Source organism: Naasia lichenicola, assembly GCF_004801885.1.
GTDB classification, from domain to species: domain Bacteria; phylum Actinomycetota; class Actinomycetes; order Actinomycetales; family Microbacteriaceae; genus Naasia; species Naasia lichenicola.
Genome location: NZ_SSSM01000004.1, coordinates 330,608 through 346,795 on the forward strand (window position 1 = coordinate 330,608; position 16,188 = coordinate 346,795).

At 69.5% G+C, this 16,188-nt stretch carries 14 protein-coding genes; 3 read left to right on the forward strand and 11 right to left on the reverse strand.

The features are described from left to right. Positions 1 to 25 precede the first annotated feature (25 nt). The 9 genes from E6C64_RS09705 to E6C64_RS09745 form a co-directional block, all read right to left on the reverse strand. Positions 26 to 1,603: an alpha/beta hydrolase gene (locus E6C64_RS09705; protein ID WP_136427300.1), complete on the reverse strand. Its 1,578-nt coding sequence runs from the start codon at positions 1,601 to 1,603 to the stop codon at positions 26 to 28. Continuing rightward, on the reverse strand, positions 1,600 to 2,763 hold the full coding sequence (locus E6C64_RS09710; protein WP_199241004.1) for a DNA polymerase III subunit delta': 1,164 nt from the start codon (positions 2,761 to 2,763) through the stop codon (positions 1,600 to 1,602). Before E6C64_RS09710 ends, E6C64_RS09705 begins: the two co-directional genes overlap by 4 nt. Further along, positions 2,760 to 3,383, reverse strand: coding sequence for a dTMP kinase (gene tmk / locus E6C64_RS09715; RefSeq protein WP_136427301.1), 624 nt, complete (start codon positions 3,381 to 3,383; stop codon positions 2,760 to 2,762). The genes E6C64_RS09710 and tmk overlap by 4 nt, the downstream gene beginning before the upstream one ends. Further along, positions 3,380 to 6,124, reverse strand: coding sequence for a type I DNA topoisomerase (gene topA, locus E6C64_RS09720; RefSeq protein WP_136427302.1), 2,745 nt, complete (start codon positions 6,122 to 6,124; stop codon positions 3,380 to 3,382). Before topA ends, tmk begins: the two co-directional genes overlap by 4 nt. An 81-nt stretch (positions 6,125 to 6,205) precedes the next feature. After that, positions 6,206 to 6,496: a hypothetical protein gene (locus E6C64_RS09725; RefSeq protein ID WP_199241005.1), complete on the reverse strand. Its 291-nt coding sequence runs from the start codon at positions 6,494 to 6,496 to the stop codon at positions 6,206 to 6,208. 101 nt (positions 6,497 to 6,597) lie between these two features. Further along, positions 6,598 to 7,002, reverse strand: a complete 405-nt coding sequence (locus tag E6C64_RS09730) for a TadE/TadG family type IV pilus assembly protein (RefSeq protein ID WP_136427303.1) — start codon at positions 7,000 to 7,002, stop codon at positions 6,598 to 6,600. A gap of 7 nt (positions 7,003 to 7,009) precedes the next feature. Beyond that, the gene (locus tag E6C64_RS09735; RefSeq protein WP_136427304.1) at positions 7,010 to 7,255 is read right to left on the reverse strand and encodes a DUF4244 domain-containing protein; all 246 of its coding nucleotides are present in this window, start codon (positions 7,253 to 7,255) and stop codon (positions 7,010 to 7,012) included. A 148-nt stretch (positions 7,256 to 7,403) separates the two neighbouring features. Continuing rightward, positions 7,404 to 8,348: a type II secretion system F family protein gene (locus E6C64_RS09740; protein ID WP_136427305.1), complete on the reverse strand. Its 945-nt coding sequence runs from the start codon at positions 8,346 to 8,348 to the stop codon at positions 7,404 to 7,406. Next, complete coding sequence (locus E6C64_RS09745; RefSeq protein ID WP_438941851.1) at positions 8,345 to 9,397, reverse strand: TadA family conjugal transfer-associated ATPase; 1,053 nt, start codon at positions 9,395 to 9,397, stop codon at positions 8,345 to 8,347. The genes E6C64_RS09740 and E6C64_RS09745 overlap by 4 nt, the downstream gene beginning before the upstream one ends. A 407-nt stretch (positions 9,398 to 9,804) precedes the next feature. On the opposite strand from E6C64_RS09745, the gene acs reads away from it, so the two are divergent. Then, on the forward strand, positions 9,805 to 11,829 hold the full coding sequence (gene acs / locus E6C64_RS09750; RefSeq protein ID WP_136427306.1) for an acetate--CoA ligase: 2,025 nt from the start codon (positions 9,805 to 9,807) through the stop codon (positions 11,827 to 11,829). Between the two features lie 94 nt (positions 11,830 to 11,923). Here acs and E6C64_RS09755 read toward each other — a convergent pair whose 3' ends face one another. Both E6C64_RS09755 and sp36 read right to left on the reverse strand, forming a co-directional pair. Next, complete coding sequence (locus tag E6C64_RS09755) at positions 11,924 to 12,412, reverse strand: RidA family protein (RefSeq protein ID WP_136427307.1); 489 nt, start codon at positions 12,410 to 12,412, stop codon at positions 11,924 to 11,926. Then, on the reverse strand, positions 12,409 to 12,570 hold the full coding sequence (gene sp36 / locus E6C64_RS19220; protein ID WP_199241006.1) for a Sp36 family protein: 162 nt from the start codon (positions 12,568 to 12,570) through the stop codon (positions 12,409 to 12,411). The genes E6C64_RS09755 and sp36 overlap by 4 nt, the downstream gene beginning before the upstream one ends. A gap of 86 nt (positions 12,571 to 12,656) precedes the next feature. Here sp36 and E6C64_RS09760 point away from each other — a divergent pair, with 86 nt between their 5' ends. Together E6C64_RS09760 and E6C64_RS09765 are read left to right on the forward strand one after the other, a co-directional pair. Continuing rightward, positions 12,657 to 15,266 carry a transglycosylase domain-containing protein gene (locus E6C64_RS09760; protein WP_136427308.1) on the forward strand — a complete coding sequence of 870 codons (2,610 nt, stop codon included), beginning with the start codon at positions 12,657 to 12,659 and terminating at the stop codon, positions 15,264 to 15,266. Beyond that, a complete protein-coding gene (locus tag E6C64_RS09765; protein WP_199241007.1) occupies positions 15,263 to 16,183 on the forward strand; it encodes a metallophosphoesterase in 921 nt (306 codons plus the stop codon). Before E6C64_RS09760 ends, E6C64_RS09765 begins: the two co-directional genes overlap by 4 nt. The last annotated feature ends 5 nt before the right edge of the window (positions 16,184 to 16,188 follow it).

Below are 16,188 nucleotides of genomic sequence, written 5' to 3' on the forward strand. Positions count from 1 at the left end.
GCACAAATGAGGTCCCGGGAGCAGATCATGGCGTGCAGGTCAGTCCGTCGTCCGGCGCGATCCCCCGGATCAGGTAGTCGTCGACCGCCTTGACGATGCACGGGTCCCGTTCGTCGTAGGCGAGATGCCCCTCACCCACGTAGGTCACGAGCACCGCGCTTTCGAGCTGTGTCGAGAGTGCCTGAGCCCATTGATACGGAGTCGCTGGATCGCCCGTCGTACCCAGGATCACGATCGGTGCCGCGCCGGCCCCCGTCACAGGAGCGAGCTGTCCGCGGAACCGGTACGGCCAGGTCTGGCAGGTCAGATCGCCGAGCGCGCTCAGATCATCGGGCTCGGAGATCGGATCTGCGGCGGCTATCTCGTCGCGCTGCTCGGCCAGGACGGCGGGATCCGTCTCCACCGGATAGTCCACGCAGGTGATGGCGATGAACGCCTCGAAGAAGTTGGACGAGTACGTGCCGTCCTCGTCCCGGTCCACGTAGCTGTCGGCCAGCAGGAAGGCCGTCCGGGATCGGCCCGCCTTGATCTCGGTGAAGGCGTCGCTCAGGTACGGCCACGTCTCCTCGCTGTACAGCGCCGACTGGATGGCGGTCGACAGGTACGACGCGTTGAGCTCGCGGCCGTCGTCGCCGCGGAGCGGAGCGGACTCAAGTCTCTTGAGCAGGACCGCGATGTCGTCGATCGATTCATCCACGGTCTCGCCGGCGAACGGGCAGTCGCTTCCTGCGAGGCAATCGGTCAGGTAGGCGCGCAGCGCGTCCCCGAAGGCGGCCGTCTGGGCGAGCGAGACGTCGAACTCGTCGAGCGTCGAATCCGTCGCTCCGTCGAGCACGAGCCGGCCGACCTTGTCCGGGAATCGGTCGGCATACTGCGCTCCGATGTCGGAGCCGTAGGAGTAGCCGAGGTAGTTCAGCCGGCGGTCGCCCACGATCGCACGCAGCATGTCGAGGTCGTGCACGGTGCTGGCGGTGTCGACGAACTCGAGAAGCCGGCCCGTCCTCTCGGTGCAGGCGTCGACGAACTCGGCCGTCTCCTTCGTGGTCTCGGCCACGTACTCCGGTGAATCCACGGGAGCATCCGAGTCGCCGAACAGGTACTCGTCGAGATCGGTGCCATCCAGGCATTGGACGGCGGATGATCTGCCGACTCCCCGCGGATCCCAGCCGACCACGTCGAAGGCGGCCTGGATGTCGGAGTCGACCGCGAAGTCGAGGCTGTCGTGGACGAAGTCGTAGCCCGAGGCACCGGGGCCACCCGGGTTGATGAACAGCGACCCCTGCGGCGTGCCCGAGGCGAGGTGGCGCACGAGGGCCAGCTCGATGTCATCGGCCGAGTCGGGCGCATCCCAGTCGAGCGGCGCGGTCGCCGTGGTGCACTGCATGCCATCCCCGCAGCCGGACCAGACAAGGGTCTGCTGGTAGTACGGCTCGAGTCCGGCAGTCACCTCTTCGGGATACGGGGTGGAGGTCGGACGCGGATTCGGTGCGAGGAAGCACGCGCTGAGCAGCCCGAGGGTCAGCGCGGCGACGGCGGCCGAGGCGGCCACGCGAAGCGCAGTGCGCCGAAGGGCAGGGCGTCCGGTCGACGGGTCGCGCGTCACGCGCGCACCGTGCGGGCGGCGACGAGCATCGCCTCGAGGGCGAGCGCGGGCGGCACGTTGGCCTCGATCCGACGACGCGCGGTGGCGATGGCATCCATGATCGCGAGCGTACGGGTCTCGTCGCTCGCGGCGGCCGCGCGCGCGATCGCGTCGCGCGCGGTCACGTTGACGGGCTCGAGCCCGGCGTGCAGCTGCTCGAGCAGGATGTCGCGGTAGAGGGAGAGGAGGTCGACGAGGATGCGATCGATGCCGTCGCGGAGGCTGCGGGTGGCCCGGCGCTTCTGGTCCTCCTCGAGCGCCTTGAGCTGCGACCTCAGCGCCGGCGGCACCGTGCCCCCCGGCTCGACGCCGAGCGAGCGCAGAGCGGATGCCCGCTCCTCCGCATCCTTCTGCTCGGTGATGGCCTTGGCGTCATCGCCGGCGATCGCGAGCAGTCGCGCCGCCGCGTGCACCGCGGCGGAGACGCTGTCGAGGCCGAGCACGACGTCGAGGGTCTCGGCCCGACGGGCGCGCGCATCGGCATCGGTGGCCAGCCGGTGCGCCATGCCGATGTGGCTCTGCGATTCGTAGGCCACGGCGAGGGCGAGCTCTGGATCCACGCCATCCCGTTCGACGAGGAGCTGCGCGACATCGGCAGCTTCGGGGGTGCGCAGTCGAACCACCCGCACGCGTGAGCGGATCGTGGGCAGCAGATCGGCCTCGCTCGGCGCGCAGAGGATCCACACGGTGCGCGGAGGCGGCTCCTCGAGCGCCTTGAGCAGCAGATTGGAGGTGCGCTCCGTCATGCGGTCGGCGTCCTCGATCACCATCACGCGGTAGCGCGCGACGGAGGGCGAGTACTGCGAGGACGACAGCAGCCCGCGGACCTCCTCGATGGAGATGATCACCCGCTCCGTGCTCAGCACGGCGAGGTCGGGATGCGTCCGCGCGGCCACCATCGCGCGGGTGCGGGCGTCGCCCTCAGGGGTCCCGTCGGAGAGCAGCGCGGTCGCGAACGCATAGGCGAGGTTGGACCGCCCTGACCCGGGAGGGCCGGTGATGAGCCAGGAGTGGGTCATGGCGCCGATGGAGCCCTCGCCGGTGCGTGCCGAGTCGGATGCCTGTCGCATCGTGGCGATCGCATCGGTCTGGCCGACGAGTCCGCTCCAGATCTCGCTCACGCGTGCAGCAGCCCGTCGACCCGAGCGCGGATCCGCTCGGAGAGGGCCTCGGGCGCGAGTGTCGCGTCGAGCACCAGGAAGCGCGCGGGCTCGGCCTCAGCGAGGGCGAGGTAGCCGTCGCGCACGCGACGGTGGAAGTCGGATCTCTCGGCCTCGAGGCGGTCGAATCGAGTGCGGGATGTGTCGAGCCGGGCCCTGGCATGCTCCTCATCGAGGTCGAGGAGCACGGTCAGATCGGGCAGCAGCCCTTCTGCAGCCCAGAGCGAGAGGCTGCGGATCTCGCCCGGGTCCAGCACCCGACCGGCACCCTGGTACGCGACGGACGAGTCGAGGTACCGATCCTGGACGACGACCTCGCCGCGGGCGAGCGCCGGTCGGACGACGGTGCTGATGTGGTGGGCGCGGTCGGCGGCGTAGAGCAGCGCCTCTGCGCGGGGCGATATCTCGCCCCGACTGTGCAGCACGATCTCGCGCAGCTCGATGCCGAGGTCGCTGCCCCCAGGCTCGCGGGTGCGCAGCACCCTGCGCCCGATCGAGCGCAGCCAGCCTTCCAGCAGCGCGGCCTGAGTCGATTTGCCCGAGCCGTCTCCGCCTTCGAGAGTCAGGAACAGCCCGGTCATGTCGCGGACTTCGCGCCCGTCTTACGGGGCGCCCGCGTGCTGGGAGCCTTGGCCGCAGCCGTCTTGGCCGCCGGCTTCTTGGCGGCCGGCTTCTTGGGTGCGGCCTTCTTGGCAGGTGCCGGCCCCTTGGCGCGCTTGTCGGCGAGCAGCTGCACGGCACGCTCGAAGTCGACCTCTTCGATGGTCTCGCCGCGCGGGATGGTCGCGTTCGTGACGCCGTCGGTGACGTACGCTCCGAAGCGGCCGTCCTTGATCTTGATCGGCTTCTCGCTCACCGGGTCGTTCTCGAACTCCTTGAGCGCCGACGACGCTCGGCGGGCGCCGTACTTGGGCTGGGCGAAGAGCTCGAGGGCCTCGGCGAGCGTGACCTCGAAGATCTGGTCCTCGCTGGTCAGCGAACGGGTGTCCTCGCCCTTCTTCAGGTACGGACCGTAGCGGCCGTTCTGTGCCGAGATCTCCGCCTCGGACTCGGGGTCGACGCCGACGACGCGGGGCAGGTCGAGGAGCTTGAGGGCGGTGGGGAGATCGATCTCTGCGAGGTCCATCGTCTTGAAGAGCGAGGCCGTGCGGGGCTTCGGCAGCTTCTTCTTCGCCGCGGCCGAGAGCTCCTCGGAGGGCTCGGGCTCGAGCTCGGTCACGTACGGACCGAAGCGGCCGTCCTTCGCGACGATCTCCTTGCCGGTCTCGGGGTTCACCCCGATGACGCGGTCGGTCTGCACCGGGGCGTCGATGAGCTCATGCGCCTTGGCGGCAGTGAGCTCGTCGGGCGCGAGGTCCTGAGGCAGGTTCACCCGCCGGGGAGGCTGCTCGGGGTCCTCGAGGACCTCGAGGTAGGGCCCGTACTTGCCGATGCGCAGAGTCACGTCATCGTCGATGCGGATCGAGTTGATGCTCTTCGCGTCGATCTCGCCGAGGTTGTCGACGACGTTGCGCAGGCCGCGGTGTTCGGCGTTGCCGAAGTAGAAGCCGCTCAGCCAGTCGACGCGGTCCTGCTCGCCGTCGGCGATCCGGTCGAGATCGCTCTCCATCGCAGCGGTGAAGTCGTACTCGACGAGGTCGCCGAAGTAGTCCTCGAGCAGACGGACCACGGAGAATGCGATCCAGCTGGGCACGAGGGCGGTTCCGCGAGGGGTCACGTAGCCGCGGTCGACGATGGTCGACATGATCGACGCGTAGGTGGAGGGCCGCCCGACGCCGAGCTCCTCGAGGGCCTTGACCAGGCTCGCCTCGGTGTAGCGCGGGGGCGGCGAGGTCTCGTGGCCCTTCGCCTCGGCCTCCACGACAGCGAGCGACTGGCCCTGGGTGAGAGGAGGAAGTTTGGCGTCGGCGGCCGCGTCCTTCTCGGAGGCGCGCTCCTCGTCCTTGCCCTCCTCGTAGGCCTGCAGGAACCCGCGGAAGGTGATGACGGTTCCGCTCGCGGTCAGCAGGGCGACGGTGTCGGTGCCTGCGGGCTTGGCCTCGATGGTGACGGTGGCGGTCGAGCCGCGAGCGTCGGCCATCTGGGAGGCGACGGTGCGCTTCCAGATGAGGTCGTAGAGGCGGGCCTCGTTGCCGCGCAGCTCGCGCTCGAGCGATGCAGGAGTGCGGAACTGCTCGCCGGACGGGCGGATGGCCTCGTGGGCCTCCTGGGCGTTCTTCGACTTACCCGTGTACACGCGGGGCTTCTCGGGCACCGAGTCGGCGCCGTAGAGGGATCTGGCCTGCGCGCGAGCCGCGGAGACCGCCTGCTCGGAGAGCGAAGGCGAATCCGTCCGCATGTAGGTGATGTAGCCGTTCTCGTACAGCGACTGCGCGACGCTCATCGTCTGCTTCGCCGAGAAGCGCAGCTTGCGGGCGGCCTCCTGCTGCAGGGTTGAGGTCGTGAACGGCGCGGCGGGGCGCCGGGTGTAGGGCTTGGACTCGACAGAGGTCACGGTGGAGACGGTGGCGTCGTCGCGCAGCGCCTCGGCGAGCGCAGTAGCCGCCGACTCGTCGAGCGCGCGGACACCAGAGGCGAGCACGCCCTTGTCGTCGAAGTCGCCGCCCTTGGCGATCCGCTGGCCGTCGAGTCGCTGCAGCTTGGCGGTGAAGCTGTCGGCGCCGGTCTGCGCGTCCGAAGAGCGCGGCGCGAAGTCGACGGTCAGGTCCCAGTAGCTCGCGGTGACGAAGGCGAGTCGCTCGCGCTCGCGGTCGACGACGAGGCGGGTGGCGGCGGATTGGACGCGACCGGCGGACAGGCCCGGCCCCACCTTGCGCCAGAGCACGGGAGACACCTCGTAGCCGTAGAGACGGTCGAGGATGCGGCGGGTCTCCTGGGCGTCGACCAGAGCGGTGTCGATGTCGCGGGTGTTGTCCTTGGCCCGGTTGATCGCGTCCTTGGTGATCTCGTGGAAGACCATCCGCTTCACGGGCACCTTGGGCTTGAGCACCTCGAGCAGGTGCCAGGCGATGGCCTCGCCCTCGCGGTCCTCATCCGTCGCGAGGTAGAGCTCGTCGGCGTCCTTGAGCGCGCGCTTGAGATCGGCGACCGTCTTCTTCTTCTGGTCGGAGACGACGTAGTACGGGTTGAAGCCGTTCTCGACGTCGACCGAGAATTTGCCGAGAGAGCCTGTCTTGAGCTCTGGCGGGAGGTTCTTCGGCTCGATCAGGTCGCGGATGTGACCCACGGACGCGAGGACCTCGTAGTCGGCGCCGAGGTAGGCGCCGATCGTCTTCGCCTTGGCGGGCGACTCGACGATGACGAGCTTCTTGCTGGTGGGCACGGTGTTTTCCATCCGGATCTGGAGATGGTTGAGCGAGGTCCATCGGGTCGATGGGCGCGATACGAAGCCGGCGGCGGCTCGTCAGGCACACCATACACACACCGGAGGACCTCCGCGCGCTTCGACGCGGAGGCGCTGACCCAGCAGCTCACCGCTCACGGTGACCGTGACTATGCCGTCGAGGGCCGTGCACTCCTCGAGGCGGACACCGCTGAGAGCCGCCGACTGAGCGGCTCGCTCGCAGGGGAATCCGGCTTCCAGACCCGACGCCGAGTCGGCCCCGGCGAGCGCGGCGGCGTCAGCTGCCGCCGCGAGGAAGCGGGTCAGGACCACTCCCCTATATAGAGGAACGAGCAGCACGGCGATCAGCACCAGGCAGGCCGCCAGCCCCAATGCGAGGGGCGCGGTCGAGCCGGACTGCGAATCGGATCCGGAGCGTCTTCGCCCGGGAGGGAAGCCAGACGTCGCTCGGTTCATTCGGCGACCAGCGCGCATGACACCGCTTCCGTCGGGAAGGAGATCAGGGCCGCGGGCCGCGGTGCCAGGCGGACCGTGACGCAGAGGAAGTCGTCCTGTCGACGCTGGGACCACTGGACCGCCCGCCCGCTTCCGTCGAATCGGTCGAGCGCAGGCTCGATCGCGTCTCCGCGGGCGGCCAGCCGCGCCGCACTCGCCGCCGCATCCATGACGGCGGCGTTGGCGATCAGCCCCTGGGCACCCGCCAGGATGGCCAGCAGCAGAGCGCCGATCACGGGGAGGAGCACGACGAGCTCGGCGGTCGCGCTGCCGGAGCCGGTGTCTCGAGCGAGCCGGTCGCCCGCTCGGGACGGAAGCGGTGAGCACCGTTCGCGGGTGCCGAGCTCGTCGTGCGCCGTCACGGTCGGATCAGCCCGCGAACGAGAGCGCGTGCTTGATGAGGTCGAGCAGCAGCGTGCGCACTGCTTCCGACTTGAGGATCGCCACCAGCAGGCCGGCGAAGCCGACCGACGCCATGGTGACCACGGCGAACTCGGCTGTCGCCGCGCCGGTGTCGTCGCGGAGCCGCTCGACGGTCGCGCGCAGCCGCCGTGCGGTGGTGGGAGACGCGCCTGTCGCGGCGGTCTCGAGAGGGGAAGGGGAGGGATGGGTCATCTGTCGTCGACCTTTCGGGGTGCGACCGGAGTCGCGTCGGACGGCACGAGCAGGTCGACTCTGACATCGGCGGATCCTGCAGAACCGCGGTCACGTGCGATCTGTGCAGAACTGATCGCCTCTGCCGCCTGTGAGCGACCGATGCGCCTCAGAACCCCGACAGCGTCGAGGTCGCCACCGCGATGATCGACGGGACGACGGCGAGGAGCATGAAGGCGGGCAGCACGCACGCTCCCAGGGGCAGCAGCAGCGTCACTCCCAGAGCCGCAGCCCGTCGCCGGTCGTCCGCCGCGCCGACCGAGCGGAGCAGCGCGGCCTCGGCACGGAGCAGTCCGGAGACCGGGGCGCCCGCCCGACCGGCCAATCGGAGGCACCCGTCGATCGCCTCCTCATCGATGGGCACCGCATGCCGATCGCATTCCCGACGGACCGTGCGTCGCGCCGCATCCAGGGCGCCCCCGCCGCGGACGGCGATGGCCAGCAGCTCGAGCGAGAAGCCCGGCGCCGCCGCGGACGGGTGCGCCCGACGGGTCAACGCCCGCGACCAGAGCGCTCCGAGGATCAGCAGCAGGACGCCCGCGGCGCCGACGATCCGTCCGTACGGCGTTCCGATCAGCGCAGCCCATGCGTCGAAGCCGAGCAGGCTCGAGCCGAGGATGCCGAGCACCGGCAGCGCGAGCACCAGACGCGTGGTCATCCGCGGGCCGGCGAGCGCGATCTCCGTCTCGCGTCCGGTCTCGGCCACGCTGGCGAGCCGCTCGCTCACGACGCGGAGCGCATCGCTCAGCGGGGCGCCCGCCTGCGATGCGACCGCGACGCCTGCCGCGGTCGCCGACCAGGCCGCGCGCTCCGAGCTCGGAAGCCGCGGCAGGCTGTCGCTGATGGCATCCGCCACCGGTTCGCCCCGCGCCGCGGCATCCGCCGCCGCCCGGAGCACGGGATCGTCCGGGGTGTCCTCCGACAGCAGCCGCCAGCAGGTGGAGGCCGGGACACCCGCTCCGAGCAGGGCCGCGAGACGCTCGACAGTGCGTGCCGGATCGCTGTGCGCCTCCGGCGCCCGTCTCCCGAGGATCGACCGGGGTCGCACGGTCATTCGGCCGTCACCTCGAGTCGACCACCGTCACCGATCTCCGGCCGCCCCATCGCGGCGATCCGGCGCCCGCCGCTTCTGCGTTCGAGGTGCACCACCAGGTCGATCGCGCTCGCCACCTGTCGGCCGATCGCGTCGGCGCTCATCCCGGCGAGGGCGCCGAGCGACTCGAGACGGGACGGCACGTCATCCAGCGAGTTGGCGTGCAGGGTGCCCGCGCCTCCGTCGTGCCCGGTGTTGAGCGCGGTGATCAGCTCACGGATCTCCGCGCCCCGGCACTCGCCGAGCACGATGCGATCGGGGCGCATCCGCAGCGCCTCGCGGAGCAGACGATCGACGGCGAGCGCGCCGGCTCCTTCGATGTTGGGCTGTCGGGCCTCGAGGCCGACGACGTGCGGATGGTCGATCCGCAGCTCGGCGACGTCCTCGATGGTGACGATCCGCTCGGTTGGCGGCGCTTCGGCCAGCAGGGCGGCGAGAAGCGAGGTCTTGCCGGTGCCGGCTGCGCCGGTGATGAGGAGATTCCGCCGCTGCGCGACCGCATCGATCAGTCGATCGGCCTGCGCCGCCGTGACCATGCCGGACGCACGCAGGGCATCGAGCCTCCACGGGGTCGGACCGGCCAGGCGCACGGAGATCGTGGTGCCGGTGACCGCGACAGGCGGCACCACCGCGTGCACGCGGACCCCGCCGGGCAGCCGGACGTCCACGGCGGGGGTCGCCTCGTCGATGTGCCGCCCGCCGGCGGCGACGAGGCGCACGGCGAGCTCGCGGACCGCATCCTCGTCGAGTCGCGGCCAGTCGGCGGCGCGGAGCAGTCCCCCGCCGCGGTCGATCCACAGTCCCGCGACGCCGTTCACCAGCAGGTCGGTCACTCCGGGGGCGGCGAATGCCGCCAGCGATCCCAGCAGTGCATGAGTCGAACGATGCGCGGAAGAGCTCGGGGAGGCTCGAGGCGGCACGTCGCGTTCGGGCGAGGGAGCGAGCGGACCGCGTCCGGCGAGGGTCTGACGGCGAGGCCGCGGGACGAAGCCTTCGGGTGCGCTGATCACGCGGTCACGGTAGGTCGAGCATCTGCGGCGCAGGCGGACCAGGTGCCATCTGTGCAGAACCCGCGTTCAGCGACGCCTGTGGACGAACGCTCCGGTCGAGCCGGGAGAACGCGGGCTGCAGCAGCGCAGTCGAGAGTCGCGCTTTAACGAGAAGGGGCGGCACCTATTGGGGGGAACAGGTGCCGCCACAGCAACGCCGGATTGGGGGGAATCTCTCACGCTGCGTGTCAAATCAACTTCGACAGCATCAGTGTACCCCGTTCGGGGGAGCGCGCAAGGCCCCAGAACATCAGCGTTTCCTGGGCGTGTCGCAACCCGGCGAAACCTTCCGTGCGGCCTCCGCGGGAGCCGGGGGTACAGTCGTGCTGGCCGCCGATCAGCGGCCATGGTCCGCGCGAAGGAGCGTCATGCCCGAGACATCACCCCTTCCCGACGACGCGGCCCTGACAGCGGAATCCCGTCCGCGCGACGGTCAGCGATTCAGCCCGTCCGCCGAGTTCCGGGCGAGCGCGGTGGCCTCGGCCGACCTGTACGCCGAGGCCGCAGCGGACCGGCTCGAGTTCTGGGCGGACCAGTCGCGTTCGCTGCTTCATTGGCACCGTCCGTTCACCGAGGTCCTCGACTGGAGCAAACCGCCGTTCGCGCGCTGGTTCGCCGACGGCGAGCTCAACGTCGCCTACAACTGCCTCGACCGGCATGTGCTCGCGGGCAACGGCGACAGGATCGCGTTGATCTGGGAGGGCGAGCCCGGAGATGTCCGCCGGATCAGCTACGCGGAGCTGACGGCCGAGGTGAAGCGCGCAGCCAATCTGCTGACGAGCCTCGGGATCGGCCAGGGCGATCGTGTCGCCATCTATCTGCCGATGATCCCCGAAGCCATCGTGGCCATGCTCGCGGTGGCTCGGATCGGTGCGACCCACTCGGTGATCTTCGGCGGCTTCAGTGCCGAGAGCCTGCGGTCGCGGATCGACGATGCGGCCGCGAAGCTCGTCATCACCGCCGACGGCGGCTGGCGCAAGGGCCGGATCAGCCCGCTCAAGCCCGCCGTCGATGCGGCGCTCGCCGGCGAGCCCACGACGGTCGAGAAGGTGCTGGTCGTGCGGCGCGCCTGGCCGGACGACCAGGAGCTGGAGTGGACCGCCGGTCGCGACCTCTGGTGGCATGACGAGATCGCTCTGATGGACGCCGACCACGTCGCCAAGTCGTTCGATGCGGAGAATCCGCTCTTCATCCTCTACACCTCGGGAACCACCGGGAAGCCCAAGGGCATCCTGCACACCTCCGGCGGCTACCTCACACACACGGCGTTCACCCACCGCAGCGTCTTCGATCTGCACCCGGAGTCCGACGTGTACTGGTGCACGGCGGACATCGGCTGGATCACCGGCCACAGCTACGTCGTCTACGGCCCGCTCGCCAATGGCGCCACCCAGCTCATCTACGAGGGCACCCCGGACACCCCGCACGGCGGTCGCTGGTGGGAGCTGATCCAGAAGCACGCGGTCAGCATCCTCTACACCGCCCCGACCGCGATCCGCTCGTTCATGAAGTCGGGCCGCGAGATCCCCCAGTCCTTCGATCTGAGCTCCCTCCGCCTGCTGGGGTCTGTCGGAGAGCCGATCAATCCCGAGGCGTGGCTCTGGTACCGCGAGGTCATCGGCGGCGGCACTCCCATCGTCGACACCTGGTGGCAGACGGAGACCGGCGGGATCATGATCTCGGCGCTCCCCGGTGTCACCGAGACCAAGCCCGGTGCCGCGCAGGTGCCGATCCCCGGGATCAGCGTCGCGGTCCTGACCGACAAGGGCAAGAAGGTCGGCAAAGGTGAGAGCGGCCTGCTTGCGGTGACCCAGCCGTGGCCGGGCATGCTCCGCGGCATCTGGGGCGACCCCGACCGGTTCGTCGAGACCTACTGGTCGAAGTTCGCGAAGGTCGAGAACGGACCCCTCTACTTCGCCGGCGACGGGGCGAGGCGCGACGAGGACGGCGACATCTGGCTGCTCGGCCGGGTCGACGACGTCATGAACGTCTCCGGACATCGGCTCTCGACCGCCGAGATCGAGTCCGCGCTCGTCGCGCATCCGTGGGTCGCCGAGGCCGCCGTGGTCGGCGCGAACGATGAGACGACCGGGCAGGCGGTTGTGGCCTTCGTGATCATCCGCTCGCGTCACTCAGACGCTGCCGCCGAGCCGGGTGCCGCCGATCAGCTGCGCTCCCACGTCGCCTCGACGATCGGACCGATCGCCCGCCCCCGCCAGGTGTTCCTGGTGAGCGAGCTGCCGAAGACCCGATCGGGCAAGATCATGCGCCGGCTGCTGCGCGATGTGGCCGAGGGCCGGGCGGTCGGAGACACGACCACCCTCGCCGATGCGACCGTGATGCAGGCGATCGGCGACAAGCTCGCGGACAAGGCCGCGGCCAAGAAGAAGTAGCCCTCTCGCGAGCTGCCCAGTTCTGCCGCCTAGAACGCGTTTCAGGCGGCAGAACTGGGCAGCTCGGAAGACGAGGGTTGTACGACGGGAACGGCTAGACGGCGCCGACCAGGAAGATCGCCTCGACCTCGACCGACGCGTCGAGGGGCAGCTGGGCCACGCCGACCGCGGACCGGGCGTGCCGTCCCGCCTCGCCGAACACCGAGCCGAAGAGCTCGGATGCGCCGTTGATGACGGTGGGGATGCCGATGAAGCCAGGGGCGCCCGCCACGAAGCCGACCACCTTGACCACGCCGACCAGCGCCTCGCCCGCACCGAGCACCGCGGTCGCGGCCGCGATGGCGTTGAGCGCCGAATACCCCGCCAGCTCCTTGGCCGCCTCGGGTGAGACGAGATCCTCGCCCTCTCCGACCTTGCCGGATGCGGGCATCGCGCCGCTGACCATCGGAAGCTGACCGGAGACGTAGATGTAGTCCCCCGTGCGCACCGCCGGCACATAGGCCGCGACGGGCGGGACGACCGAGGGCAGCGAGAGGCCGAGCTCGGCGAGGCGAGCCTCGACGGCGGACGGCGCCTCGGTCACGCGTCGGCTCCGACGGGGCGCTTAAGGTATGCCACCAGGCCGCCTTCGGGGCCCTGCACCACCTGGACGAGCTCCCATCCTTGGGATCCCCAGTTGTTGAGGATGGCTGCCGTGTTGTGAACGATCAGCGGAGTCGTGACGTACTCCCAGGTAGTCATCCGAACAGGCCCTTCTCGGTGCTTTGTCAGTCCGGCGCGCCCTGTTCTAGGGCCATGTCCCGGCTTGGCTCACGTACCCTGATCCTATGTCTGCCCCCGCCAGGCTGCCTCGCAGCCGTTCGGGCGCCATCCTCTCCTTCGTAGGCTTCAGTGTCGCAGCGGGGGTCCTCCTGACCCTCGGTGTCACGCCTGCGATCGCCCTGACAGGGATGGCGGCCAACAATTCGATCTCGCTCTTCGAGAATCTGCCGAGCTATCTGAAGATCGGCTCGCTGCCCGAGAAGACCACGATCTACGCGCACCGCACCGTCGACGGCGTCGACACCAACGTGCCCCTCACCTCGTTCTACGCCGAGGACCGCGACGTGGTCGGCTGGGACCAGGTCTCCCAGTTCGCGAAGGACGCCGCGGTCGACGCGGAGGACCCCCGCTACTACGAGCACGGCGGGGTCGACCCGCTCGGCGTCGTGCGCGCCGCGCTCTCCAACGTCATGGGCGGCTCCCTCCAGGGCGCCTCGACCATCACGCAGCAGTACGTCAAGAACGTGCAGGTGGTGCAGGCCTCGGCACTCGCGACGACCGAGGAGCAGGAGGCCGCCTACGAGGAGGCCACCAAGACGAGCCTCGACCGCAAGCTCAAGGAGATGCGCCTCGCCATCGCCCTCGAGAAGGAGACGAGCAAGGACGACATCCTGCTCGGCTACCTCAACATCGCGCTCTTCGGCGGCCGGACCTACGGCATCCAGTCGGCGGCGCAGCACTACTACAGCGTCAATGCGTCGGACCTGTCGCTCGCTCAGGCCGCGAGCCTGATCGCCATCGTCAACAACCCCGAGAAGTTCCGCCTCGACCAGCCCGACGACCCGGACAACGGAGCCGCCAACGGCTATGCGGCCAACCTCGAGCGGCGCAACTACGTGCTCGACAAGATGCTCGAATACGGGCACGTCACCCAGCAGGAGCACGACGACGCCATCGCGACGCCGATCACCCCTGCCATCTACAACCCGCCGTCGGGCTGCCAGGCAGCAGGGAACGCGGCGTTCTTCTGTGACTACGTGCTCAACGTGATCCAGAACGACCCGGTCTTCGGTGCGGACGCGGAGTCGCGCTACGCCGCCTTCGCCCGGGGTGGGCTCCAGGTCTTCACGACCCTGGATCTGGACATGCAGGACGTCGCGCAGGGCTCGATCGACGCACAGATCCCGAAGTCGATGGACGGGGTCGACATCGCCTCGGCCGCGACTGCCGTGCAGGCCGGCAGCGGCAGGATCCTCGCCATGGCCGAGAACAAGGACTACAACCAGGACGCGGACGCCGCGGAGCAGGGCGCGAACTTCTCGGCGATCAACTACAACACCGACTTCGACTACGGCGGATCCGGTGGATTCCAGGCCGCATCGACCTACAAGGCGTTCACACTGATCGCCTGGCTCCAGGCGGGCCACTCCCTGTACGACACCGTCAACGTGTCGGAGAAGGAGCTCGACCTGTCGACTTTCAAGGCCTGCGACCAGTCATTCAGCGGCACCAAGCTGTTCGAGAACGATGAGAACGAGCGCGGCAGTCGGTCGATCATGCAGAACGTCGCCAACTCGATCAATGGCGGGTTCATGGCGATGGCCCAGCAGCTCGACCAGTGCAGCATCCGCAATGCGGCAAGCTCGCTGCTCGTGCACTCCGCGGATGGAAGCCCGCTCGAGGACTTCCCGGCCAACGTCCTCGGCGCGACGAGCGTCTCACCGCTCACCATGGCGACCGCCTATGCGGGCATCGCGAACAACGGTCTGGTCTGCAGTCCTATCGCCATCGACAGGATCGTCAACCAGGACGGCACCGATGCCCAGCTTCCGACCTCCACCTGCACCCAGGGCATCGCGCCCGATATCGCCCAGGCGGCTCAGTTCGCGCTGAGGGGACCGATGGAGAACGGCACCGCGGTGGCGTCCAACCCCGACGACGGCATCGAGCACATCGCCAAGACCGGGACGAGCGACGGCAACCAGCAGACGTGGACGACCGGCGCGAGCTCCAAGGTCGGCCTCTCCGTGCTCGTCGGACAGGCGACCGGTGATGCGGACCTTCGAAAGACGTACCTCGACAACGGCACGGCGGCGACTGCTCGCCACCGCATCTTCGAGCCCATCATCGCCGCGCTCGACGAGCGGTACGGGGGAGACGATTTCACAGCTCCCAACCGCATCTTCCTCTACGGCCAGCAGCTCGATGTGCCGGACGTCATCGGGCTCTCGTCCAGCCAAGCGCAGTCGATCATCGAGGGCGCCGGCCTCACCTTCGGCGACGGGGGCAGCCAGCCCTCCGAGGAGGACGCGGGCACCGTCATCAGCCAGAACCCCGGAGGCGGCGGAACCACCAGCCGCGGCGGCACAGTGACCGTGATCACGAGCTCGGGAGTGCCCCCCGCTCCGACTCCGACGGCGGCCCCGGAAGAGGTCCCGGTGCCGGACGTGACGAACAAGAGCAGCAAGGACGCCATCGCCCAGCTGACGGCGGCCGGCTTCAGCTCGTCGAACATCACCTTCGCGTACACGCAGGACAACAACCCTGCCAATGCCTGCAAGGTGAAGAGCTCGAATCCGAAGCCCCAGACGCCGACCAGCAAGAGCGCCGCGATCGTGCTCACGCTGAACTCCCCGACAGGCGCGGCGCCCACGCCGGCCTGCCCGACCTCGTGAGCTCCGCCCTCCGGCGCACCCTCGGTGCCGTCGCCGCGGCGGGTGCCGCGGCGACGGTCTGGGGCACGCTGATCGAGCGGACGGCGTTCACCCTGCGCACCGCCACGGTGCCGATCCTGCCGGCAGGCGCAGAGCCGATCACGGTGCTTCACCTCTCCGATCTGCACATGGCGCCCTGGCAGCGCCGCAAGCAGAAGTGGGTGAGCGACCTCGTGGCGCTCCAGCCCGACCTCATCGTCGACACGGGCGACAATCTTGGTCACGCGGAGGGCCTGCTGGGGATCCGCGCCGCGTTCGCGGGCTTCGAGGGCATTCCCGGCGTCTACGTGTGGGGCTCGAACGACTACTTCGGACCTCAGGCGAAGAATCCTCTCCGCTACTTCGGCGATGTCTCGCAGACCCCCGCCAATCCGCAGCTGCTCGATCTCGACGCCTTGGAGGGCGCCTTCACGGGCCTCGGCTGGCAGAGCCTGAACAACCGGGCGACGACGCTGCAGATCAAGGGGCTGACCCTCGAGCTGTTCGGCGTCGACGATCCGCATCGTCGCTTCGACCGGATCGACGAGATGGACGCGTCGCTCGACGGCGTCCGTTCCGCCGGCCCCGCAGCCGACGTCTCGATCGGTGTGGCGCACGCCCCGTATCGGCGAGTGCTCGACGGGTTCGCTGCACGGGGTGCTGACGCGATCCTCGCCGGCCACACCCACGGCGGCCAGGTCTGCGTTCCCGGCTACGGCGCCTTGGTCACCAACTGCGACATCCCCCGCGAGCAGGTCAAGGGCCTCAGCATCTGGGACGACGGATCGAGTTCGTCATGGCTCAACGTCTCGGCCGGCCTCGGAACGTCGATCTACGCGCCGATCCGGTTCGCCTGCAGGCCAGAGGCATCGTTCCTCACTCTCATCCCCAGCTCCTGACGCCG